Source organism: Pseudomonas sp. BR20, from assembly GCF_050780135.1.
GTDB lineage: Bacteria > Pseudomonadota > Gammaproteobacteria > Pseudomonadales > Pseudomonadaceae > Aquipseudomonas.
In genome coordinates, this window is record NZ_CP172012.1 from 3833404 (window position 1) to 3856122 (window position 22719).

General features: G+C 62.6%; 19 protein-coding genes and 2 riboswitches. Of the genes, 5 read left to right on the top strand and 14 right to left on the bottom strand.

Annotation, left to right across the window (positions count from 1 at the left end):
• Window positions 1-97 precede the first annotated feature (97 nt).
• From ACHPFG_RS17710 to ACHPFG_RS17720, 3 genes are all read left to right on the top strand, one after another.
• On the top strand, window positions 98-1840 hold the full coding sequence (locus tag ACHPFG_RS17710; RefSeq protein WP_431699992.1) for a phosphoethanolamine transferase CptA: 1743 nt from the start codon (window positions 98-100) through the stop codon (window positions 1838-1840).
• Window positions 1841-1969: 129 nt separating this feature from the next.
• Entirely contained in the window at window positions 1970-4195 is a 2226-nt protein-coding gene (locus ACHPFG_RS17715) for a TonB-dependent siderophore receptor (RefSeq protein ID WP_431699993.1), read from the top strand.
• Window positions 4196-4337: 142 nt separating this feature from the next.
• Window positions 4338-4547: a hypothetical protein gene (locus ACHPFG_RS17720; RefSeq protein ID WP_431699994.1), complete on the top strand. Its 210-nt coding sequence runs from the start codon at window positions 4338-4340 to the stop codon at window positions 4545-4547.
• Window positions 4548-4650: 103 nt separating this feature from the next.
• Here ACHPFG_RS17720 and ACHPFG_RS17725 read toward each other — a convergent pair whose 3' ends face one another.
• From ACHPFG_RS17725 to ACHPFG_RS17770, 10 genes are all read right to left on the bottom strand, one after another.
• Window positions 4651-5142: a GNAT family N-acetyltransferase gene (locus tag ACHPFG_RS17725; RefSeq protein ID WP_131696616.1), complete on the bottom strand. Its 492-nt coding sequence runs from the start codon at window positions 5140-5142 to the stop codon at window positions 4651-4653.
• Window positions 5143-5315: 173 nt separating this feature from the next.
• The gene (gene zapE, locus ACHPFG_RS17730; protein WP_431699995.1) at window positions 5316-6419 is read right to left on the bottom strand and encodes a cell division protein ZapE; all 1104 of its coding nucleotides are present in this window, start codon (window positions 6417-6419) and stop codon (window positions 5316-5318) included.
• 15 nt (window positions 6420-6434) lie between these two features.
• Entirely contained in the window at window positions 6435-6770 is a 336-nt protein-coding gene (locus tag ACHPFG_RS17735; protein ID WP_131696618.1) for a nuclear transport factor 2 family protein, read from the bottom strand.
• Between the two features lie 51 nt (window positions 6771-6821).
• Complete coding sequence (locus ACHPFG_RS17740; RefSeq protein WP_431699996.1) at window positions 6822-7538, bottom strand: helix-turn-helix transcriptional regulator; 717 nt, start codon at window positions 7536-7538, stop codon at window positions 6822-6824.
• A 148-nt stretch (window positions 7539-7686) separates the two neighbouring features.
• A complete protein-coding gene (gene pepN, locus ACHPFG_RS17745) occupies window positions 7687-10344 on the bottom strand; it encodes an aminopeptidase N (protein WP_431699997.1) in 2658 nt (885 codons plus the stop codon).
• Between the two features lie 13 nt (window positions 10345-10357).
• Window positions 10358-11188, bottom strand: coding sequence for a DUF2797 domain-containing protein (locus ACHPFG_RS17750; RefSeq protein ID WP_065941225.1), 831 nt, complete (start codon window positions 11186-11188; stop codon window positions 10358-10360).
• The gene (locus tag ACHPFG_RS17755) at window positions 11185-11445 is read right to left on the bottom strand and encodes a YeaC family protein (protein WP_078824408.1); all 261 of its coding nucleotides are present in this window, start codon (window positions 11443-11445) and stop codon (window positions 11185-11187) included. Before ACHPFG_RS17755 ends, ACHPFG_RS17750 begins: the two co-directional genes overlap by 4 nt.
• 14 nt (window positions 11446-11459) lie before the next feature.
• The gene (locus ACHPFG_RS17760) at window positions 11460-12329 is read right to left on the bottom strand and encodes a rhomboid family intramembrane serine protease (protein WP_431699998.1); all 870 of its coding nucleotides are present in this window, start codon (window positions 12327-12329) and stop codon (window positions 11460-11462) included.
• Window positions 12326-13300, bottom strand: a complete 975-nt coding sequence (locus tag ACHPFG_RS17765; protein WP_167655527.1) for a metallophosphoesterase — start codon at window positions 13298-13300, stop codon at window positions 12326-12328. The genes ACHPFG_RS17760 and ACHPFG_RS17765 overlap by 4 nt, the downstream gene beginning before the upstream one ends.
• A complete protein-coding gene (locus tag ACHPFG_RS17770; protein WP_003190745.1) occupies window positions 13297-14187 on the bottom strand; it encodes an NAD(+) kinase in 891 nt (296 codons plus the stop codon). The genes ACHPFG_RS17765 and ACHPFG_RS17770 overlap by 4 nt, the downstream gene beginning before the upstream one ends.
• Window positions 14188-14332: 145 nt before the next feature.
• Between ACHPFG_RS17770 and ACHPFG_RS17775 the strand changes: the two genes are divergently transcribed.
• Entirely contained in the window at window positions 14333-15280 is a 948-nt protein-coding gene (locus ACHPFG_RS17775; RefSeq protein ID WP_431699999.1) for a DUF1853 family protein, read from the top strand.
• Window positions 15281-15406: 126 nt separating this feature from the next.
• Here ACHPFG_RS17775 and ACHPFG_RS17780 read toward each other — a convergent pair whose 3' ends face one another.
• Genes ACHPFG_RS17780 through cobW form a run of 4 tightly spaced genes read right to left on the bottom strand, consistent with a single transcriptional unit; the run spans window position 15407 to window position 21887 of the window.
• The gene (locus ACHPFG_RS17780; protein WP_431703488.1) at window positions 15407-16009 is read right to left on the bottom strand and encodes a vWA domain-containing protein; all 603 of its coding nucleotides are present in this window, start codon (window positions 16007-16009) and stop codon (window positions 15407-15409) included.
• 53 nt (window positions 16010-16062) lie between these two features.
• Window positions 16063-17061: an ATP-binding protein gene (locus ACHPFG_RS17785; protein WP_431700000.1), complete on the bottom strand. Its 999-nt coding sequence runs from the start codon at window positions 17059-17061 to the stop codon at window positions 16063-16065.
• A complete protein-coding gene (gene cobN, locus ACHPFG_RS17790; protein ID WP_431700001.1) occupies window positions 17061-20822 on the bottom strand; it encodes a cobaltochelatase subunit CobN in 3762 nt (1253 codons plus the stop codon). Before cobN ends, ACHPFG_RS17785 begins: the two co-directional genes overlap by 1 nt.
• Window positions 20823-20825: 3 nt before the next feature.
• Window positions 20826-21887: a cobalamin biosynthesis protein CobW gene (gene cobW / locus ACHPFG_RS17795; RefSeq protein WP_131696626.1), complete on the bottom strand. Its 1062-nt coding sequence runs from the start codon at window positions 21885-21887 to the stop codon at window positions 20826-20828.
• 93 nt (window positions 21888-21980) lie between these two features.
• A riboswitch (cobalamin riboswitch) is annotated at window positions 21981-22180 on the bottom strand.
• 42 nt (window positions 22181-22222) lie between these two features.
• Window positions 22223-22427: riboswitch (cobalamin riboswitch) on the top strand.
• Window positions 22428-22524: 97 nt separating this feature from the next.
• Here cobW and ACHPFG_RS17800 point away from each other — a divergent pair.
• Window positions 22525-22713, top strand: coding sequence for a CbtB domain-containing protein (locus ACHPFG_RS17800; protein ID WP_027606475.1), 189 nt, complete (start codon window positions 22525-22527; stop codon window positions 22711-22713).
• Window positions 22714-22719: the final 6 nt, after the last annotated feature.

The window sequence follows — 22719 nt, forward strand, 5'->3', positions numbered from 1 at the left end:
CGATACTCCCGCCCCCAAGGGCCATCCCATGCAAGGGTGGCCCATGTTGCGTGCAGCCCTGCGCGTAGACTGACAAATTACCGGGTTGGAGCGCTGGATGGCGATGTTCGAACGCAGCACCAAGTCTGCGAAAGGCTTTGATTGGGCCGGCCTTGGCTGGTTATTCCTGTTTTTCTGGTACTTCTCCGGCATTACCCAACTGCTGATCCAACTCAGCGGCACTTCCGGCTTCAGTGGTTTTCGCCAAGCCTTCTTCATGAGCGCGATATGGCTCGCGCCGCTGCTGGTATTCCCCCGGCGTACGCGCTTGCTTGCCGCCCTGATCGGTGTGGTGCTGTGGGCCTGTTCCATGGCCAGCCTGGGTTATTTCTTCATCTACCAGCAGGAATTTTCCCAAAGCGTCATCTTCATCATGTTCGAGTCGAACATCTCTGAAGCCGGCGAGTACGCCACCCAATACTTCGCCTGGTGGATCGTGCTGGCGTTCATTGCCCACACCGCCGTGGCTATTTTCCTGTGGACCCGGGTACGCCCGGTGTATTTGCCGCGCGGCCAGGCCCTGGTGGCGGCAACGGCGATCCTGGTGGCCATTATCGGTTACCCGCTGGTCAAGCAGATTGCCCGCAGCGACACCCTGGACGACGCCATCGACCGCTTCGAATCGCGCATCGAACCGGCTGTGCCCTGGCAGATGATCGTTGCCTACCACCGCTACACCGAACAGCTGGACAACATGCAAGGCATGCTTGACAGCGCCAGCCAGATCCCACCCTTGACCAACCTCAAGGACACCATGGCCGGCCAGCCTTCGACCCTGGTGCTGGTCATCGGCGAGTCCACCAACCGTCAGCGCATGAGCCTCTACGGCTATCCGCGCAACACCACGCCGGAGCTGGACAAGCTGCGCGACCAACTGGCGGTGTTCGACAACGTCATCACCCCGCGCCCCTATACCATCGAAGCCCTGCAACAGGTACTGACGTTCGCCGACGAGGAGAACCCCGATCTTTACCTAAAGACACCGTCGATCGTCAGCGTGATGAAACAAGCCGGGTACAAGACCTACTGGATTACCAACCAGCAGACCATGACCAAGCGCAACACCATGCTCACGACCTTTTCCGAACAGGCCGACGAGCAGGTGTACCTGAACAACAACCGCAACCAGAACGCCCGCCAATACGACGGCGACGTCCTTGCACCGTTCTCCAAGGCCCTGGCCGATCCGGCCGAGCGCAAGTTCATCGTGGTGCATCTGCTCGGTACCCACATGAGCTACCAGTACCGCTACCCGCCGACCTTCGACAAATTCACCGACCGCCAGGGTGTACCTGCCGGGATCAGTGACGATCAACTGCCCACCTACAACAGCTACGACAATGCGGTGCTGTACAACGATTTCGTGGTGTCGAGCCTGATCAAGGACTACGCCAAGACCGATCCCAACGGCTTCCTGCTATACCTGTCTGACCACGGTGAAGATGTATTCGACTCGGCTGGCCACACCACCCTGGGACGTAACGAAGGCAAGCCGACGGCGCCGATGTACACCATTCCGTTCATGGCCTATGCCTCGCCGAAATGGCGCGAAACCCATGACTGGAAGTTTGCAGGCGACTTGCAACGCCCTTACAGCAGCTCGCAATTGATCCATACCTGGGCTGACCTCGCCGGGCTGAGTTTCAACGAACTGGACCGCAGCAAGAGCGTCGTGAGCGACAGCTTCACGCCGCGCCCGCTGATGATCGGCAACCCCTACATGCGCCCGCAAAAGGCCTTGATTGACTTCAGCCTGATCAAGCCAAAAAAGGTTAATCCGGCCGATGTGGTCCTTCAGTAAAAATAGGCTTTGCACTAGATAGATAACAATCATTCTCGTTTAAGCCTAAAGTTTCCCCGCTCCTTTCGTCTTTGAGCCAAGGCCTTCCCTTTCCGGGGTGGCCACAAAGACGACAAGGAGTCTTCCGCGATGTTCGCGCCTTTTACCCGTTCCATGACCCTCACACTCGGCCTGTGCGGCGTCGCGTTAAGCCCGGACCTGCTGGCTGAAACCGACCCCGAACATGCCCCGCTCGAACTTGGCGCGACCAACATCTCTGCCGAAGGCCTGGGGGCCACCACCGAACACACCGGTGCCTACACCACCGGCTCGATGAGCACCGCCACCCGCCTGAACCTGTCGGTCAAGGAAACCCCACAATCGATCTCGGTGATCACTCGCCAGCAGATGGATGACTTCAATCTCAATACATTGACCGACGTGCTGCGTCAGACCACCGGGATCAACGTCCAGCATAACGACTCCGACCGCGTGTCCTATTCCTCCCGCGGCTACGGCATCACCAACTTCCAGATTGACGGGATGCTCAATACCTTCGGCTACATGAAGTCCGACGCCGACACCATCATCTATGACCACATCGAGGTGGTACGCGGTGCCACGGGATTGACCACCGGCGCCGGCGACCCCTCGGCCACCATCAATATGGTGCGCAAGCGCCCGACTGCCCAATGGCAGGCGAAAACCGGCGTCAGCGCCGGCAGCCATGACAACTACTACAGCTACCTGGACGTGGGCGGCCCGCTGGCGTTAGACGGCAAGCTGCGCGGGCGCACAGTGCTGGCCTACCGTGACAGCCAATCGTTCCGCGACAACTATGGCCTGCAGCGGGCGGTCGGCTACGGCATTCTGGAAGGTGATCTTTCAGACGATACCGTGCTGGCCGTAGGTTTCGATTACCAGAACAAGCAGGTCCAAGGCACCTCATGGGGCACCGTGCCGTATTGGAACAGCCAGGGCGGCAAGGCCGGGCTGTCGCGCTCCACCAATATGGCGGCGCACTGGAGTTCCTGGCCGCTGACGGACAAGACCACCTTCGCGACCCTCGACCATCGGCTGGGCGGCGACTGGCACGTGAAGGCCGCCTACACCCATCGCCAGAGCGACACGGATGGCAAGGTGTACTACGGCGGCGCGGGCTTCCCCAACGATGATCGCAGCGGCATGACCGCCTGGGCGAGCCACATGCGCGGCACCTCCAGAATGGAGGCCGTCGACCTCAACCTCGCCGGCAGCTATGCGCTGCTGGGCCGCGAACATGCACTGATGATGGGCTATGGCGAGGCCACGCAGCGGGATGTCTCACCCGTGATGCGCAGCAACATACCTGCCGGCTACTACACCATCGAAGACTGGAAATACATGGGCGGGATCGCCAAGTTCGGCGACACCGTCACCGACCTCAAGGGCGAACACAGCAGCAAGCAACAAAAGGCCGGCTACCTGGCCACGCGCCTGAGCCTTACCGAGCGCTTGCATGCAGTGCTGGGCAGCCGCTATGGCAGTTGGGAACTGAAAAGCGCGGCCCCCGAATACAACGCCAACGACCAACTGACGGCCACCAATAAGACCTCCCAGACCCACAACGATATGTGGACGCCCTACGCCGGACTGCTCTACGACCTGACGCCGGAGTACACGGTCTACGCGAGCTATACCGACATTTTCAAACCCCAGAGTCTGCGGGATGCCAACAAGAAGTACCTGGAGCCCGTGGTCGGCAGCAACTACGAGGTGGGACTCAAGGGCAGCGTGCTGGAGGAGCGCCTGAACCTGGCGGCAGCGTACTTCTGGAGCACCCAGGACAACGTCGCAGAGCGGGACGACTCGGTAGCGCGGAACCCGACCACTGGCGAGGAGTACTACAAGTCCGGCGGCAAAGGTAACAAGGTCAATGGCTTCGAACTGGAGGCTGCCGGGGAAGTCATGCCCGATTGGAACGTGACGGCGGGCTACACCTACACCCATTCGGTCAACGGCTCGGGCAAACGCAATAACACCGGGCAGCCGCTGAACCTGCTGAAGGTCTCCAGCGCCTACCGGTTGCCGGGTGCGTGGCGCAACCTCACGGTCGGCGGTGCGGTGAACTGGCAGAGCGACATTTACGATTGGAGTGATCGACCCACAGGGGCCCGCGTCGGCAACACGCGGGTGACCGAACGGGCGAAGATCACGCAACAGGCCTATACCGTGGTCAACCTGATGTCCCGTTATCAATTCGACGAGCATCTTTCGGCGTCGCTTAACATTAATAATCTATTTGATAAAAAATATTACGAACGCGTCGGCTTTTATAACGGCGTGTACTGGGGTGACCCAAGGGCCGTCACGCTTGCGCTGGACTGGAGACTATAAACTGCGTCTGCGAAGTTAACGAAATCGTTAACTTTCGATCAGCCTCATGTTAACTCCCACTTAATAAGATATCGCCATAGTCGCTCCATGATTCTGATCAAGGAGCGACCGGATACCGATCATTCTTAATGGGAACACTGCGATGAAACTTGCTACCTTGATGCTTGCCAGCCTGATGACCCTGACCTCCGCCGCCGCGTTTGCAGAAGGCGGCTCCGAGCGTTCGAAGGAGTTCTACAACAACTTCACCTTCACGCAGCAGACGCTTCACGGCACGACTGAACAAACGGCGTCCGCCGACGGCAAGACACCGAAAACCAATACTGCCGAACAGGAACAACCCAAGAGTTAATTTAATCTTTGGTTAATCCGCACTACCCGGAGCCACTCCGCTCCGTTGGCAAACGGTTTATTGGGCGCCCTCTAAAGGCGCCCTTTTTTTCGCCCGCTATTTATTAAAGCGGTTTGTTCCAGAACAACATACGCCCATGGGCGGGATCAAACTTCGAATCATCAAAACCAAACTTTCGATACGCCGACTGGGCGACGGCATTACCTTCCAGCACTTCCAGGGTGATCTTGCAGCAACCCCGCTGGCGGGCAATTTCCTCGACCTTCAGCAGCATTTTCTGGCTCAGCCCCAAGCCGCGAAACTCATTCATCACCACCACGTCGTGAACGTTGACCAAAGGTCGGCTTGCAAAGGTGGAGAACCCCTCAAAGCAATTCACCAGACCGGCCGGCTCACCGCCGACAAACGCCAATACACTGAAGGCATGGGGGCGCTTGGCCAGCTCGGCCGGCAGTTGCTCCAGCAGATCGGCGGGCAGGCTGTGGCCGCCACCCATCGGGTCTTCTGCGTAATGGTTAAGCACGCGGCGAATGGCTTCGGCATGCACAGGATTGGTGTAGCTGGCTTGCAGCACCAGGATATCTGGGGTGTCCATTTCCGTCCTCGATCACGACTACAAGGGAATCTGCTCCCTTTGAGGGGCACGATTGTAAGCGTGGAGTCAGCACCAGATGAAGGAGATTAACTACAAATGTGCGCCCGAAAGCGCGAAGGCTTTAGCGCTAAAAAAGCGCAAAGTGCTAATTCAGGGCTTTTTTCGTACAGGTCTCAGCCGAAGCGCTGCAGCTGCATTTCTTGCAACCGGCTGAGGGTGCGACGGAAAGGAAACGCCAGGTAACCATCGGTATACAGGCGCTCCAGCGGCACCTGGGCTTCGATAAACAACGGCACCTTGCGGTCGTAGCACTCATCCACCAAGGCGATGAACCGACGCACACTGTCATCGTGCACCGACAACTGCGGCAGCTCGCGATCACCGGCCACCACACGCTCGACCCCATCCTCGGTGCCACGGGCAATCCGGCCTGGGCGCTGCTGCGCACTCAGGTTGGGCACCTCCCCCAGCAGGATCACCTTGAAGCGATCGCACAGCAGCATGAAATCCATCGCCGCCAGGGGTTGTTCGCAGAGGTCGGCATAGCGGCACCAAAGCACGCTGTCACTGGCCTGCACGCAAACGATGGAACGATGGCCAACGGTGACCGGGCCACGACTTACCGCTTGCCCTTCGGCCAATTGTTCGAACACATTCGCCAGCGCTTCGGGTCGGTTCACCCAATAGCGCTGCAGGCCAATACCGGGATGCAAGCGATGATCCTCACCACCGTCTACCGCCACCACTTGCATATGCCGCTCGATCGCCGCAATGCCCGGCAGGAAGCGCTCCCGATTGAAGCCATCGGCATACAGCTGGGCCGGTGGTTGATTGGAGGTGCAGACCATCACCACACCGTCCTCGAACATGACCTGGAACAGCCGGCCGAGGATGATCGCGTCACCGATGTCATTGACGAACAGCTCGTCGAAACACAACACCCGCACCTCCCGGCTCAATTCCCGCGCCAGCGCCTGCAACGGGTCATGGGTGCCGGTGAGCTGGAACAGACGCTGGTGCACCCAGCCCATGAAGTGGTGAAAATGCTGACGCCGTGCGGGCACCCGCAGGCTTTGGTAGAACTGATCCATCAACCAGGTCTTGCCACGGCCCACTGGCCCCCACAGGTAAACGCCAGTCACGGGCGAATGGCCTTGATGCAAGGCCGCATGGCAGGCTTGCAGGGCGTCCACCGCCCGACGCTGGGCGTCGTCGACGACGAAACCCTGTTGGGCGATGGCGTGTTGGTAGGCAGCGAGGGGCGAGTCGAAAGTCATGTCCGCGATTATGACCTACAGGGAGATGTCCAGCCGGGAAATCTTGCCCTGCGCGTTCAGGCGAAAGGTGTAGCGCAACTCCAGCGGGCTGCCGGGGAAATTACCGGAAACCGCGTTGCTGACCAGCACCTTGCCGGTACGGTGCTGCACCTTGAGCACCTCGACACGCGGCTGGTAACGGCGCCCGGTGTCTTCCATCCAGCGCGCAATGGCGGCGGTGCCCACCTGGTGCTGGCCTTCATCGAACACATTGGCGTCGTCGGCAAAACAGTGGGCAATGACCGAGGTGTCGCGGGCATTGGTCGCCGCGATATAAGCCGCGATGGCTGGGGCCAGTTCAGGCTGGGACATGGCAAAGCTCCTTCTTAGGTGGTTGTGGCACCATGCTAAGCCAGGGGTGTGTCAGTTCTTGTCAGGAGTAAACGGCCCGGTTTCATTCTGCTCCATCAGCTTGCGCCAGGCCCGCAGCCAGTCGCTGCGCCGCCCCGGATAACGTTCACCGAGGGCCTTGGCACTCGCCACGCGGTCGGTGCGAAAGGTGCGATAGGCGCCGCGTAGCTCACACCAGGCCACAACCACCCGCACTTCATTGAGGAACCCCAGGGCCAGGGGCCAGATCAGGCGTTGACTCTGGGTCTGGCTGGCATCGGCGTAGTCGATATGCAACTTGGCCTGATTGCGGATGGCCTCGCGGAACACATTGAGGGGCACGCGGTTTTCCGGGTAGCCGAACCCTGGCGGGCCGGGCAATAGCGTCGGGTTGCGCAAGGCATCCTGGGCGGCAGGGTCGAGTACATCGGCAATCTTGGCCAACGCGTTGGCGGCGGCTCGACTCAACACCTCATCCCCGCGCTGATCGACATAACGCAAGCCCAGCACCACGGCTTCGGTTTCCTCGGCGTTGAGCATCAAGGGCGGTAGAAACAGCCCGCTGCGCAGCACGTACCCTACCCCGGCCTCACCGAAAATCGGCGCGCCCAGGGCGGTCAGCTCGGCAATGTCGCGGTACAGCGTGCGCTCCGACACCTCCAACTGCGCCGCCAGCACGGCGGCGGTCACCGGGCGTTTCTTGCCCCGCAGGGCCTGCAACAAAGTGAGTAGACGAGTGGTACGCGACACGTTGATCCTGCCGAATAAGGAAAAGTGCCGAAGCTTAGCAGAGCCTTCTGCCAGGAAACGTCAGCAGCAAAAAAGCGCTCCTTGAACGAAGCTCCGAGGCAAAAAAAACGGCCTGAACAGGCCGTTTTTTTTTACCGAAGCGGTTTATTTAAGCAAGACTCTTGCTCACCACCTCGAACACATCGCTGGACAACTCGCCCGACCCACGAATGCGCTCCAGCTCCGCCTTCATCAACGCCTGGCGCGCGCTGTCGTATTTACGCCAGCGGGTCAGCGGCGCCAACTGGCGCGAAGCGATCTGAGGGTTGAAAGCATTCAACTGGATCACCAGGTCCGCCAGGAAGCGGTAGCCCGAACCGTCGGCGGCGTGGAAGTTGATCAGGTTCTGCCCGGCAAACGCGCCGATCAGTGCACGCACTTTGTTCGGGTTTTTGATAGTGAACGCCGGGTGCTCCATCAACGCCTTGACCCGCTCCAGCCCGCCGGGCAATGTGCTGCCGGCCTGCACGCTGAACCACTGGTCCATGACCAATGGGTTGTCCTTGAAGTTCTCGGCAAATACCGCCAGCGCCTGGGTCTTCTCCGCTTCGAACGGCGAGTTCACCAGCACCGCCAGCGCGGTCAGGCGCTCGGTCATGTTGTCGCTGGTGTCGAACTGCTCAAGCGTCGCCGCCAGCACTTCGGGCTTGCCGCTGAGCATCAGGTACGACAGCGCGATGTTCTGCAAGGCACGCCGGGCGAAGTGCTCGGCGGCGGCTACATAAGGCGTCTGCTTGGACAGCTCGCGATTGGCCTGGTAACGCAACCACAGCGGTTCATGCAGGTTGTCAGCCAGTTGCTTGCGCGCAAACTCACGCGCGGCGTGGATGGCATCCACATCCGCCACGTCGCTGATTTCCGTCAGGTACGCTTCGCCCGGCAACGACAGCATTTCCGCAACCATGGCCTGGTCCAGGCTTTCGTCGCTCAACACACTGCGCAATGCCGTGATCAGGCGCTGGTCCATCTGCAACGCCTTGCCCTGCTGATGCTGACCGATCAGTTCCTGCAACACCTGCACCGACAGCTGCTGCCCCGCATCCCAGCGGTTGAAGCCGTCGCTGTCATGCTGCATCAGGAACATCAGTTGGTCGCGGTTGTACGGGAAGCTCAGTTTCACCGGTGCCGAGAAACCACGCAGCAACGACGGCAATGGCTGTTCGGCGATGTCGACGAAGGTGAAGGTTTGCTCGGCTTCGGTCACCGAAATCACGCGGGACGTGCCGCCAGCTGTCGCTTCACCGACAAGGCGCAACGCAATGCCCGCGCCCTTCCCGTCCAGCAGGCCCAGCTCGACCGGAATTACGAACGGCAGTTTTTCGACCTTGTCCGGGGTTTCCGGGCAGCTCTGGCGGAAGGTCAGGCTGTAGGTCTTGGCCGCAGCGTCGTAGGACTCGCTCACCGCCAGGCGTGGCGTACCGGCCTGGCTGTACCAGCGCTTGAACTGGCTGAGGTCGGCGCCGTTGGCGTCTTCCATGGCCTTGATGAAGTCGTCGCAGGTCACGGCCTGGCCGTCATGGCGTTCGAAGTACAGGTCGCTGCCTTTACGGAAGCCTTCGGCGCCGAGCAAGGTATGGATCATGCCGACGACTTCCGAGCCCTTTTCGTACACGGTCAAGGTGTAGAAGTTGGAGATCTCGATAAAGCTGTCCGGGCGCACCGCATGGGCCATGGGGCCGGCGTCTTCAGCGAACTGGTGGGTACGCAGGTAAGCCACGTCCTGGATGCGCTTGACCGTGGCGGAGTTCATGTCGGCGGAGAAGCCCGAATCACGGAACACGGTGAAACCTTCTTTGAGCGACAGCTGGAACCAGTCGCGGCAGGTCACACGGTTGCCCGACCAGTTGTGGAAGTATTCGTGGGCGACGATGGCCTCGACCCGTTGGTGCGCGGCGTCGGTGGCGGTTTCGGCCCGGGCCAGCACGGCGCTGGAGTTGAAGATATTGAGGCCCTTGTTCTCCATGGCGCCCATGTTGAAGTCGTTGACCGCGACGATCATGAAGATGTCGAGGTCGTACTCGCGGCCGTAGGTTTCTTCGTCCCAGCGCATGGATTTTTTCAGGCTGGTCATGGCGTGCTGGCACTTGTCGATGTTTTCCGGCTCGACGTAGATGCGCAGCGCCACTTCGCGGTTAGTCATAGTGGTGAAGCTGTCTTCGACACACCACAAATCACCGGCCACCAGCGCGAACAGGTAGGCGGGTTTCTTGAACGGATCCTCCCAGGTTGCCCAGTGGCGGCCGTCTTCGCCAGGGCCGCTGGCGATCGGGTTGCCGTTGGAGAGCAGCACCGGGTAACGGTGTTGCTCGGCGATCACCGTGGTGGTGAAGGCGCTCATCACGTCCGGGCGGTCGAGGTAATAGGTGATCTTACGGAAACCTTCGGCCTCGCACTGGGTGCAGAACATACTGCCGGATTTGTACAAGCCTTCCAGGGCAGTGTTGCTTTCCGGGTGGATGCGCACGCTGGTATCGACCGTGAAGGTCTCACGGGTCGGATGCAGGGTCAGGTGGCTGTCCGTAAGCTGGTAGTCGGCCTCGCTCAGTTCCTGGTCGCCGAGGTTGACGGTCAGCAACTCCAGCTGCTGGCCGTCGAGTACCAGCGGCGGCAGGCCGGCGCCACGCTCGGGGTTACGGCGCATTACCAGCTGCGCGTGGACCAGGCTGTGGTCCTCGAACAACTCGAAGGTCAGGTGCGTCTCTTCGATCAGGTAGTCCGGCGCCTGATAGTCCTTCAGGTAAATCATCTTCGGTTGTTCGGTGCGCATGGGTGGCATCCTTCTACTGATGCACGGCGAGCTGGTAGGCCGTGTACTTACGAATATTGATTACGCCGGTGTCGAAGATCAGGTATTGGCCCTTGATCCCCAGCAGCGTGCCTTCGGCAATCGGGTTCTTGTCCAGGTTGAAGCTGACGATCTTGGCCGGATACTGCTCCACCGGGTAGCGGATTTCCAACGGTTCGAGGTCGGTTACCGGTTGGATGGCCTGCAGGCCGAAGCGTTCCTGTAATTGCAGCAGGCCGTCGGCACAGGAGGCGAACAACTCGTCGCGCACCTGCTTGAGGTCCACCGCCGCCGCGTCGCCCTTGAGCAACGCACGCCAATTGGTCTTGTCCGCCACTTGGCTGCGCAGCACATCCTCGACAAACCCGGATTGCTGGCGTGTAGCCACGCGCATGATCGGCAGCGCCTGGCTGGCGCCCTGGTCCAGCCAACGCGTCGGCAATTGCGTGGCACGGGTAATGCCGACCTTGATCCCCGACGAATTGGCCAGGTACACCACGTGGTCGGTCATGCAGAATGTCTCGCCCCAGCCTGGATCGCGGCAAGTGCCGGCGTCGTAATGGCAACGCTCGGGGCTCATGATGCACAGGTCACACTGAGCCAGCTTGGTCATGCACGGGTAGCAATAGCCCTGGCTGAAGCTGGTCTTGGTCTTGCGGCCGCAATGGCTGCAATGGATGGCGCCGAGGTATTCCAGGCGCACATGGGTGCCTATCAGGGGGTTGACCGGCACTTCGGTATCGCCCAAACGAAACGCGTATTGAACGGTCGGCTCACCCAGTTGCGCCGACATCTTGCTGACTGCACCGCGACCAATTTCAATCAATGGATCGCATCCGACTTGAACAGGATGTTCGGCACGGTGGTCGACTTGGACTGGCATTCCTGCGGGCCCATGTAGCCGGTGCGCTGGTCTTCCGGCAGGTTCTGGATCTCCCAGGCGATCATGGCCTGCAGGGACAGTTCGCGCTGCTCGGCGGTGAGCTTGCGGCCATCGGACCACTTGCCGATTTCCACGGCGAGCTTGAGGCTCTCGTAGATGTCCGGGGTGATGTTTTCGATCATTTCTGCAAAAGAGGACATAAGGCTCTTCCTTATCAAAGAGAGGATTTGCGACGGTTATACAAACCGCCCAGCAAACCGGTAAGGCAACCGATGGCCAGGCCGCCGACGTGGGCAGCGTTGGCAATTTCGCCGAAACCGATCATCGAGACCAGCCCTGACAGGCAGAGCACCAGCCACACCAGCATCATCACCAGCACCCCGCGGGGTAAGCGATAGGCCGGGTTGGGCGAGAGTAATTGAAAGATCCAGCAATGCCCGAGCAGGCCATACAGCACGCCGGACAAGCCACCGAACAGACCCGGGCCACCGTACGCATATTGCGCGTAGTTGGAGACCAGGCTGAACAACAGGGTCAGGCCAAGCAGGTTGATACTGCCCTGGCGCACTTCAATACGCCGGCCCAGCTCCCAGTACCACATGCCATTCATGGCCAGGTGCAGGATGCCGAAATGGATCAGCATCGGCGTGACCAGCCGCCACCACTGACCGGAGGCCAACATCTCGGCGAACGGCGTGAACTGGATGTACTCGCCCATCACCCGGAACGGCAGGAAGGTCAGCCAGCTCATGGCCTGCAGGTTTTCACCCAGCAAGGTCAAGGCGCCGACAATGATGCTCGCCAGCAGCACCAGCGCCGTTACCGGGCTATGGCGCACTTGCTGGGCAAAGCCGGGACGCGTGACCGGCGCCTGCTCGGGAATATCCAGCGTCTGGTCCGGATCGCCGGCGGGGAAGCGCTGGTACAGCACGCGCACGTCGTCGCTGATGGTCTCGGGCACCCACAACACCTGCTCGCCGGCTTCCTCGCTGACGCGATGGGGCACTTGCATGCGTTGCAGCAGTTTCACGAAACCGCCCAGGTCGACACTCAAAGGCAAGCGCAATACGGGCACGGCACTCATACAATCACCTCGGGCCGCTCAACGTCGACCCATACGAACTTATGCGGATCCAGTCGGGTTTCCTGGTCCAGCCGATACGCCACCAGCTTGCCGTACAGCACCGCGCTGTAGTCCAGGCACGCCAGGTTCGGGCGGATCGGAGCCGGTTTGCCGCTGCGCCAGTAATGGCCGACGAACAGCAACGGTTCGTCGGCGCCGTAGCGCAGCAGGGAATTTTTTTCATGGGGCGACAAGGGCGTGCGCGCCACCGGCTCAGGCAAGGCGTCGGGCTGGAACACGATGTCGCCGTAGGTTTTCGGGTCGTCTTCCCAGAACTTGGTGCGGAAGAACGAGCGCGTCAGGCCATCGCCACCGGTCAGCGTCAGGCCGTCCGGCAGGCGCATATCGGTGCCGCGCAACAGACGGTCGAAAGCGTTGCAGGCAAAACTGCCGGGCACGGCGGCGGCCTGCAGGAAGTGCTGGTCGATGCAGCCATCCGGGAACGTCGCGCGCAGTGGCTGGATAAAGCCGTCGTCCCAGCACGCATGCACCACGCGGAAACGCCCGGCATCGACGAACAGCGGCATGTCGTAGAACCAGCCGAGGAAGTCGTGCCAGTCGGCCGGGTGGTGCTCGAACTGGGTCAGGGTCTCGTGGATCAGCCGTTCATGCCGTGGGGTGTGCTCACGCACGAACTGCTTGCCACTGCCCGGCGGCGCCGGGGTGGCCCAGCCCAGGGCATTGAACTCGTGGTTACCCATGATGCACAGCGCCTGGCCGGCCTCGGCCATGTCGTGGACGATATGCAGCGCCTCGCGAATGCGAGGGCCACGGTCGATGATATCGCCCAGGAACACCGCCATGCGCGACGGATGGCGCCAGGTGCCAGCCTGCTTGTGGTAGCCCAACTGCTCGAGCAAGTGCTCAAGGGTATGAGCGCAACCGTGCACGTCACCAATCAGGTCGTAGCTACGCGCGGGATCGAGCATCAGTCGCCTCCACCCCCCAAGCGGCTGCCCCAGCCCAACTTGGTGCGGCACACTTCGTAGTAGTTGTGATCCAGCGGGTGGATCAACCGCAACTTCTGTGCCTTCTTGCTCACGGTGATGGTGTCACCGGGGGCGCAGGTGAAATGGTTCTGCCCGTCACAGGAGACTTGCGGGTAGATCTGCATGTCTTTGGACACCACGATTTTCAGCTCACTGTTGCCATCGACCACAATCGGTCGGCTGGACAACATATGGGGGTACATCGGCACGATCACAATGGCATCGAGCTTGGGATGCATGATCGGGCCACCGGCCGACAGCGCATAGGCGGTGGAGCCGGTCGGGGTGGCGACGATCAGGCCGTCGGCCTTCTGGCTGCACACGAACTGGCCGTCGATATACAGCTCGAATTCGATCATCCGCGTGGATTTGCCCGGGTGCAGCACCACGTCATTGAGCGCATCGCCCTGGCCGATGGCTTCGCCGTGGCGGCGCACTTCGGCCTGCAGCAGGAAGCGGTTTTCCACCAGGTAATGGCCGTCGAGCACCTTGGCCACTTCGACTTCCAGCTCGTCGGGGCGGATATCGGTGAGAAACCCCAGGCTGCCGCGGTTGATCCCCAGCACCGGCACGTTGTGCCGCGCCAGGGCCCGGGCCGCGCCGAGCAGGCTGCCGTCGCCGCCGACCACGATGACCATGTCGCAGACTTCGCCGAGCATCTTGCGCGAGGAGGTTTGCAGGCCGTGGCCGGGAAGGATTTCGGCGATGGTGTCTTCGAGGATCACATGCAGGTGGCGTTCCAGCAGGAATTTTTTCAGCCGGCGGACGGTGTCCAACACCTGGGTACTGCCCAGGCGACCGATAATGCCGATATTGCGAAAGTGCTCCATGGGGCTCCTGCGGGATTGGGGGGCGGCAAAAAAGAAACGATTATGGGCGAAAGGCCGCCTCAGGCAAAATCCTTTGTCGCCGTGAAGCCTTGATGACAACGGTTCTCGCCCACCTGCGCAACCGTTAAAGGGCTATGCTCGGACCATGACTGTGTTCCCGGATTTGCACAACCTGCCCCGCCAACTGCGCCACCCCGAGGTGCGCGACCTGGCGTGGGTGATGCTTGCCCCGCCGATGCTCGCGCAAACACCTTGGCCGCAGCGCCACCCACTGGCGGGCAGCGACTGGGTGCAGGCGCCCGAGCGGCTTGAACACTGGCTACGCGCACTCGACCAGGACAGCCACGCCTTGCAGCATTGGTTGAGCCTGTCCCGCACGCGCCGCCTGGGCCTGTACTACGAACGCCTGTGGCAGTTCGCCGTGCAGCACGCGCCGGGGGTGGAATTGCTCGCCGCCAACCTGCCGATCCGCCGTGCCGGGCACACCCTGGGCGAGCTGGACATGCTGCTGCGCGACCGCGATGGCGTGCACCACCTGGAACTGGCGATCAAGCTCTATCTCGGCCCGCAGGACGGCAACGGCCGGGACACCGCGCAGTGGCTGGGCCCAGGCTGCCATGACCGGCTGGACCGCAAACTCGCGCACCTGGCCCAGCATCAATTGCCGATTTCGGCGCGGGCGGAGAGCCGTGAGGTGTTGGCGGCCCTGGATATTCAGCAGTTTGACGCGCACCTGTGGCTCGGCGGGTATTTGCTCTATCCCTGGCCTGGACTGGCCGAATCGCCCCACGGCGCCCATCCGCAGCATTTGCGCGGGCGCTGGTTGCATCAACGTGATTGGCGGGATTTTGTCAGCGCGAGCGCGCCAGGTCGCTGGCAACCGTTGCCCCGGCATGCGTGGCTGGCGCCGGCGCACTACCCGGCGGATGAAGTGTGGAGTGAAGGACAGATGCAGGCCTGGCTGGCAGACCTTGATCCGATGGCGCCCGCACAGTTGCTCGTGCGCATGGTGCAGAACGGCGAGGATTGGGAGGAAGCCGAGCGGTTGTTCCTGGTGGCGGATCTTTGGCCGAATGTGCCGGGGGCTGGCTGATGGAGGGTGTGGTGTATGTGAGTGCCTCATCGAGGGCAAGCCCCCTCCCACATTTGACCGAGTACACCCTTTGGAATGCAGTCGAGTGTGGGAGGGGGCTTGCCCCCGATGGCGACGGTACCGGCACTACAAGTCATCGAGATGCCGATAATCCAACTGCAACCCCGCCGCCAACGCCTGGGCCCGCCCCAGCCTGATCGGCCCGCGCTCGATATCCACCAGCAACCCTGAACACGCCAATAACGGCAACTCGGCAATGTCCTTGAGTCGCCCATCCGTGATCACCAGTACACGCTGCTGCTCCGCCGGATAACGCTTGCGCCGCGCCAGCAGCCAATGCCCGGCCTCGGTCAGCGCCGCCAGCAACGGCGTACCACCGCCTGCACCCAACTGATCCAGCCAGCCCGCCAGGCCTTTCGCTGCTTTCAACCCCTGCACCTGCCACTTCGGTGCCTGGCCGCTGGCGGTCAACAACGCCATGCGTGCGCGTTGCCGGTAGGCGTCGTCAAACAACTGGGCGAGCAATCCCTTCGCATCGGTTAATGCACGATGCCGTCGGGTGGACGCCGACGCATCCACGATCACCAGCCACAACTCATGGGCCGAGCGGCTGCGCAGGTGGTAGCGCAGGTCTTCACGGGAGTGCGGCCGGCCGCCGAGCAAGGTGCCCGGCCAGTTGATCGAACCCTGCTGCGCACTGCGTGCCTTGCCCTGCCTGCCGTTGTCCAGTCGCCCAGCCTTGGGGCGGGCATCCGCCCCCGCGTCAGGTCGGGGGCGAATGCCTAGGGCTTTTTTGGCCAGGTGGGCACGTCTCGGCGTGTGCCTGTGGGCAGGGCCGGCGCGGGCATGTCGCCCCATTGGCCTTGCCCGGGCGACGTGTTCGAGGGTGTCGGCGACTGCCCTTGATTGGGTGGGCTGGCCGGTGGGGATTGCTCCTGGCGACGGTGGCGCAAGGCAAATTCCGCAACCGCTTCGATGTCTTCTTCGGCAATTTTATCCGCGCCCCGCCACGCCGCGTGGGCCCGGGCGCCGCGCAGCCAGACCAGGTCAGCCCGCAAGCCGTCGACACCTGCGGCAAAGCAACGCTCGGTGATCTGCGCCAAGGCCTGATCATCCAGCTCGATACCGTCCAGCCGCGCCCGCGCCTGGGTGCAGCGCTCGCGCAACGCTGCCTGCTGTTCGCTCCACTGCGAGCAGAAAGCGGCGGGGTCGCTGTCGAAATCCAGGCGACGCCGGATGATCTGCCCGCGCTCGGACGGCACCGTCTGCCCGCTCAGCGCCACGTTGAAACCGAAGCGGTCCAGCAGTTGCGGGCGCAACTCGCCCTCCTCCGGGTTCATCGTGCCGATCAGCACAAAACGCGCCGAATGCCGATGGGAGATGCCGTCGCGTTCGATCAGGTTGGTGCCGCTGGCGGCGACGTCGAGCAACAGGTCCACCAGGTGATCAGGCAACAAGTTGACTTCATCCACATACAACACGCCGCCGTCCGCCTTGGCCAGCACGCCAGGGGAAAACTGCGCACGGCCTTCGCCCAGCGCGGCGTCGAGGTCCAGGGTCCCGACCAGACGCTCTTCGGTGGCGCCCAGCGGCAAGGTGACGAACTGCCCGCTGGCCAGCAGGTCCGCCAGGCCACGGGCCAGGGTTGATTTGGCCATGCCGCGTGGGCCTTCAATCAGCACGCCACCGATCTTCGGGTCGATGGCGGTCAGGCACAGCGCCAGTTTCAGGTCGTCGGCGCCGACCACGGCGGACAGCGGGAAATGGGGAATATCGGTCATCAGCTGTCTTCTTCTATATCCAGCAACAGGTTTTCCAACGCCTCGCGGTACGCCCCCGGCTCCTGCCACAGGCCTCGCTGCTGGGCCTCCAGCATGCGTTCGGTCATGTCGCGCAGCGCCGCGGGGTTGTGCTGCTGCACAAAGGCCCGGGTGTCAGGGTCGAGCAGGTAGGCGTCGGCGAGCAATGCATATTGATGATCGTCAATCAGCTCAGTGGTGGCGTCGAAGGCGAACAGATTGTCCACGGTCGCGGCCATTTCGAACGCACCTTTATAGCCGTGGCGCTTCACCCCGTCGATCCACTTGGGGTTGGCGGCGCGGGAACGGATCACCCGGTTCAGCTCTTCCTTCAAGGTGCGAATCCTGGGCAGGTCCGGCTGGCTGTGGTCGCCATGGTAGCTGACCGCCTTGTCGCCGCTCAGGGTTTCCACGGCAGCGAGCATGCCGCCCTGGAACTGGTAGTAGTCGTTGGAGTCGAGCAGGTCGTGCTCGCGGTTATCCTGGTTCTGCAACACCGCCTGCACCTGGCTCAGGCGCTGGGCGAACTGCTCGCGAGCGGCGGTGCCTTCATCGGAACCGCCATAGGCGTAGCCGCCCCAGTTCAGGTAGACCTCGGCCAAGTCCTCGCGGCTTTGCCACAGACGCCCGTCAATGGCGCCCTGCACGCCCGCGCCATAGGCACCGGGCTTGGCCCCGAAGATACGCCAGCCGGCCTGTTTCGCCGCTGCCTCGTCATCCAGGCCGGACGCCAGCAACGCCGCGCGCTCACTGCGCACCTTGGCGGCCAGTGGGTTCATGTCGTCCGGCTCATCCAGGGCCGCCACCGCTTGCACCGCCGCGTCGAACAGGCGGATCAGGTTGGCGAACGCATCGCGGAAAAACCCGGACACGCGCAGCGTGACGTCCACGCGCGGGCGGTCCAACAGGCTGATTGGCAGGATTTCAAAGTCATCCACCCGTTGACTGCCCGTGGCCCACACCGGCCGTACGCCCATCAGCGCCATGGCCTGGGCGATGTCGTCGCCACCGGTGCGCATGGTGGCCGTACCCCACACCGACAGGCCGAGCTGGCGCAGGTGGTCGCCGTGGTCCTGCAGGTGCCGCTCAAGCATCAGGTTGGCCGACTGGAAACCGATGCGCCACGCGGTGGTCGTTGGCAGGTTACGCACATCCACCGTGAAGAAATTGCGCCCGGTCGGCAGCACATCCAGGCGCCCACGGCTCGGCGCGCCGCTTGGCCCAGCCGGCACAAAACGCCCGCCGAGGGCATCCAGCAAGCCGTGCATTTCCGCCGGGCCGCAGGCATCCAGGCGTGGCGCGACCACAATGCGCAGGCTTTCGATCACCGCCTTCACATCCTCCCAGCCGGGCTCTTCCAGCTGTTCCAGCGGCCCTTCCAATGCCTGCTCGATCAGTCGCGCGGCGTACAGTTCCAGGCGCTCGCGGGTATCACCAGCGGTACGCCACAACTGCGTATCGATCGTCTGCAACACCGCCGGGCGGCGGCCGGTCCAGGGCTCAGCCAGGGCGCAGTCCAGCGGGTCGAAGCCCAACTCGAAGGCTTTGGCCAACACGCGCAGCAGGCTCGATTGCGGGCCACGGCCATCGCCACGCGGGATGCGCAGCAAGGCCAGCAGGGTGTCAATCCGCAAGCGACCCTGCGGGGACTCGCCAAAGATATGCAGGCCGTCGCGGATCTGCGATTCCTTCAAGTCACACAGGTAGGTGTCCAGGCGCGGCAGCCAAATCGCAGCATCGGCTTCGCCATCCAGTTCAAGCTCCTGGTCGATACGGGTTTCGCGAACCAGCTTGAGAATGTCTTTTTGCAGCTCACGGGCACGGCGCGGGTCGAGCAGTTGGGCTTCGTAGTATTCGTCCGCCAATAGCTCCAGATTACGCAGCGGCCCGTAGGTTTCGGCGCGGGTCAGCGGCGGCATCAGGTGGTCGATGATCACCGCCTGGGTGCGCCGCTTGGCCTGGGCGCCCTCGCCCGGGTCGTTGACGATAAACGGGTAGATGTTCGGCAGCGGCCCCAGCAGCGCATCCGGCCAGCAGTTTTCCGAGAGCCCAACGCCCTTGCCTGGCAGCCATTCCAGGTTGCCGTGCTTGCCCACATGGATCACGCCATGGGCGCCGTAGGTGTGGCGCAACCAGAAGTAGAACGCCAGGTAGCCATGGGGCGGCACCAGGTCCGGGTCGTGGTACACCGCGCTGGCATCCACCTGGTAACCCCGGGCCGGCTGGATGCCGACGAAGGTCAGGCCCAGGCGCAGTCCGGCGATCATCAGGCGGCCGTCGCGGAACATCGGATCGTTGTGGGGAGCGCCCCAACGCTCCAGCACCGCCTGGCGATTGGACTCAGGCAAGCGCTGGAACATCGCCTCGTAGTCGTCCAGGCCCAGGCTTTGATGGCAGGGGCGCAGGTCGAGGCTGTCGAGATCGTTGGTGACGCCGCCGAGCAGATCATGGATCAGCGCAGTGCCGCTTTCGGGCAATTGATCCGGCACCGGATAACCTGCGGCTTGCAGAGCGCGCAGGATATTCAGCGCGGCGGCCGGGGTGTCCAGGCCCACGCCATTGCCGATGCGACCGTCGCGGGTCGGGTAGTTGGCGAGGATCAGGGCAATGCGTTTATCCGCATTCGGCAGCCGTGCCAGTTCGACCCAACGGCGCGCCAATTCAGCGACGAAATCCATGCGCTCGGGCGCTGCGCGGTAGCACACCACGTCCGACTGGCTGCGCTCGCTGCGCCAGGCCAGATCCTTGAAGCTGATCGGCCGGCTGATAATCCGCCCGTCCAGCTCGGGCAAGGCAATGTGCATCGCCAGGTCGCGAGGGCCAAGGCCTTGCTCGCTGGCCTGCCAGCCCGGCTGGTTATCCTGGGCGCAAATCGCCTGGATCACCGGGATATTGCGACGAAACGGCCGCAGATGCGGGGCCTCGGGGCTGGATTGGGCAAAACCGGTGGTGTTCAGGATCACCGCCGCGCCGACCTCATCCAGCAGGTCCTCGACCACCGTCAGGCAGCCGGGCTCTTTCAAACTGGCCACCGCCATCGGCAACGGGTTAAGGCCCGCCGCCTGCAAGCGCTGGCAGAACACGTCGATAAAACCGGTATTGGCCGCCTGCAGGTGCGAGCGGTAGAACAGCACCGCCGCCACGGGCCAATCCGCGTGCCACTCGGTCTGCCAGTCATTGAGACGAGGGTTGGCTTTATGCGGGTGATAAATCGCCGTGCGCGGCAGGGTTTGCGGCTCGGCCCAGGCATAGTCGCGTCCCAGGTAGCCGCTGGCCAGGCAGCGATAGAAGTCCAGGGCATTGCCCAAACCACCCTGACGAAGGAAGCGCCACAGGCGGTCGCGCTGTTCGGCATTCACCGTGCTCAGGCCGCTGAGTTCCGGGTCCGGGCGATCATCCCCCGGCACCAGGATCAGGGTGACGCCGCGCGCGGCCAGCTCCACCAGACGCTCGATGCCGTAGCGCCAGTAACCGATGCCGCCATGCAGCGAAATCAGGATGACCTTGGCGTGGCGCAGCACTTCGTCTACATACAGGTCGACCGAGGCATGGTTCTGCACCTGCATCGGGTTGGCCAGGCGCAGGCTGGGGTAGTCCTCCGGCAACTGCTGGGCCGCTTCGGCCAGCAGCGCCAGGCTGGAATCGCCGCTGCACAGAATCACCAGTTCGGCGGGGGTTTGGCCAAGGTCGGCAATATTGTCGTCCGCGACGAAACCACCGGGCTGAGTCCTGAGCAGGTGCATGGGTTAAACGCTGAGGGCGGCGCGCAGTTGCGCTTCGAGGCCCGCCGCGTCCAGCTCCTGGCCGATCAGCACCAGCCGTGTGATGCGCGCTTCGTCGGCGCCCCAGGCACGGTCGAAGTGCTTGTCGAAACGCGTGCCCACGCCCTGGATCAGCAGGCGCATCGGTTTGTTCGGGATGGCGGCGAAGCCTTTGACGCGCAGGATGCCGTGCTGAACCACCAATTGGGTCAGGGCGTCGAGCAGCAGCGCCTCGTCGGCTTGGGGCAGGTCGATGGAGATGGAATCGAAGGCATCGTGATCATGATCGTCTTCACCATCGTGGTGATGATCGTGGTGGCTATGGCGACCGTCGATATGTTCTTCGGAACCCGCGCCGAGACCGATCAATACATCCAACGGCAGGCGACCGCTGCTGGCTTCGATGACCTTCACAGCCGGCGGCAGTTCTTCGGCGACTTCCAGGCGTACACGGGCCAGGTCTTCGGCGCTGATCAGGTCGGATTTGTTGAGGATCACCAGGTCGGCGCTGGCCAGTTGGTCGGCAAACAGCTCGTGCAGCGGCGATTCATGGTCCAGGTTCGGGTCGAGTTTGCGCTGGGCATCGACCTGGTCCGGGAACGCGGCAAAGGTGCCGGCGGCCACGGCCGGGCTGTCGACCACGGTGATGACGGCATCAACCGTGCAGGCGCTGCGGATTTCCGGCCACTGGAAGGCCTGTACCAACGGTTTTGGCAGGGCCAGGCCCGAGGTTTCGATAAGGATATGGTCGAGGTCGCCGCGACGGGCGACCAGTTCGCGCATCACCGGGAAGAACTCTTCCTGCACCGTGCAGCACAGGCAGCCGTTGGCCAGCTCGTACACGCGGCCGTTGGCCTCTTCTTCGGTGCAACCGATGGAGCACTGCTTGAGGATCTCACCGTCGATGCCCAGCTCGCCGAACTCGTTGACGATCACCGCAATGCGACGGCCCTGGGCGTTGTCGAGCATATGGCGCAGCAAGGTGGTTTTGCCCGAGCCGAGGAAGCCGGTAACGATGGTGACGGGGAGTTTGGCCAGTGTTTTCATCGGATGCCCTTTGGGGCGGGCATACGGGACGATAGGCCCTGCGGCGGCGCGCAGCAGCAGATTTCGTCACCGGATCACCCCGCCCGGTTGAATTGGAAAATCGGTGACGAGGCAGGTCTCCTGGCTTGGGGCTTGCGGGTCTTGCGACCGGCGCTGACTGCGCCTTCCCGCCGTAATGGCAGTGGCGTGGCAGTCAGATAAACCCTTCACAGTTGCGGGGGCAGCCGCGGCTTGGACCGCGTTCCCTTCTTAGCTTCGGCCTGGGCCGAAGAACCTCGAAGGTGCAAGGCTACAGGGGCTCGCCGCATTTGACTACCGTCCCCGGCCCATGCTCTCCTACACATCTTGTTTCGGGTGCCCTTCACAGGGTGAAACGGGAAACCGGTGAGTCATAGCGTTATGACGAGTCCGGTGCTGCCCCCGCAACGGTAAGCGAGTGAAGCGTCAGATCCACTGTGCCTGTATGGCATGGGAAGGCGACGCTTTATAGACCCAGTGTCCCTCGCAAGCCCGGAGACCGGCCCGAATAACATCGAATAACAAACCCGCGGTGGGCGGGCGCTGTTAAAACCCTGCGTGCCTGGCTCGCGGGGTTTGCATGCGCTCGTTTCACCCTGACACCTGAAAGGGACGCGCCATGTCGATCATCAGCAGCACCTCGCACACCGCCAGCAGCTCCGCCACCCTCAGCCAACGCCTGACCGCCGCCATCGGTGCGTCGATCCTCGGCGCGTGCCTGGTGTATTTTGCCGGCTTCTCGCATATCGAGGCGGTGCACAACGCGGCCCACGATACCCGCCACAGCGCCGCGTTCCCGTGCCACTGAGGTCTG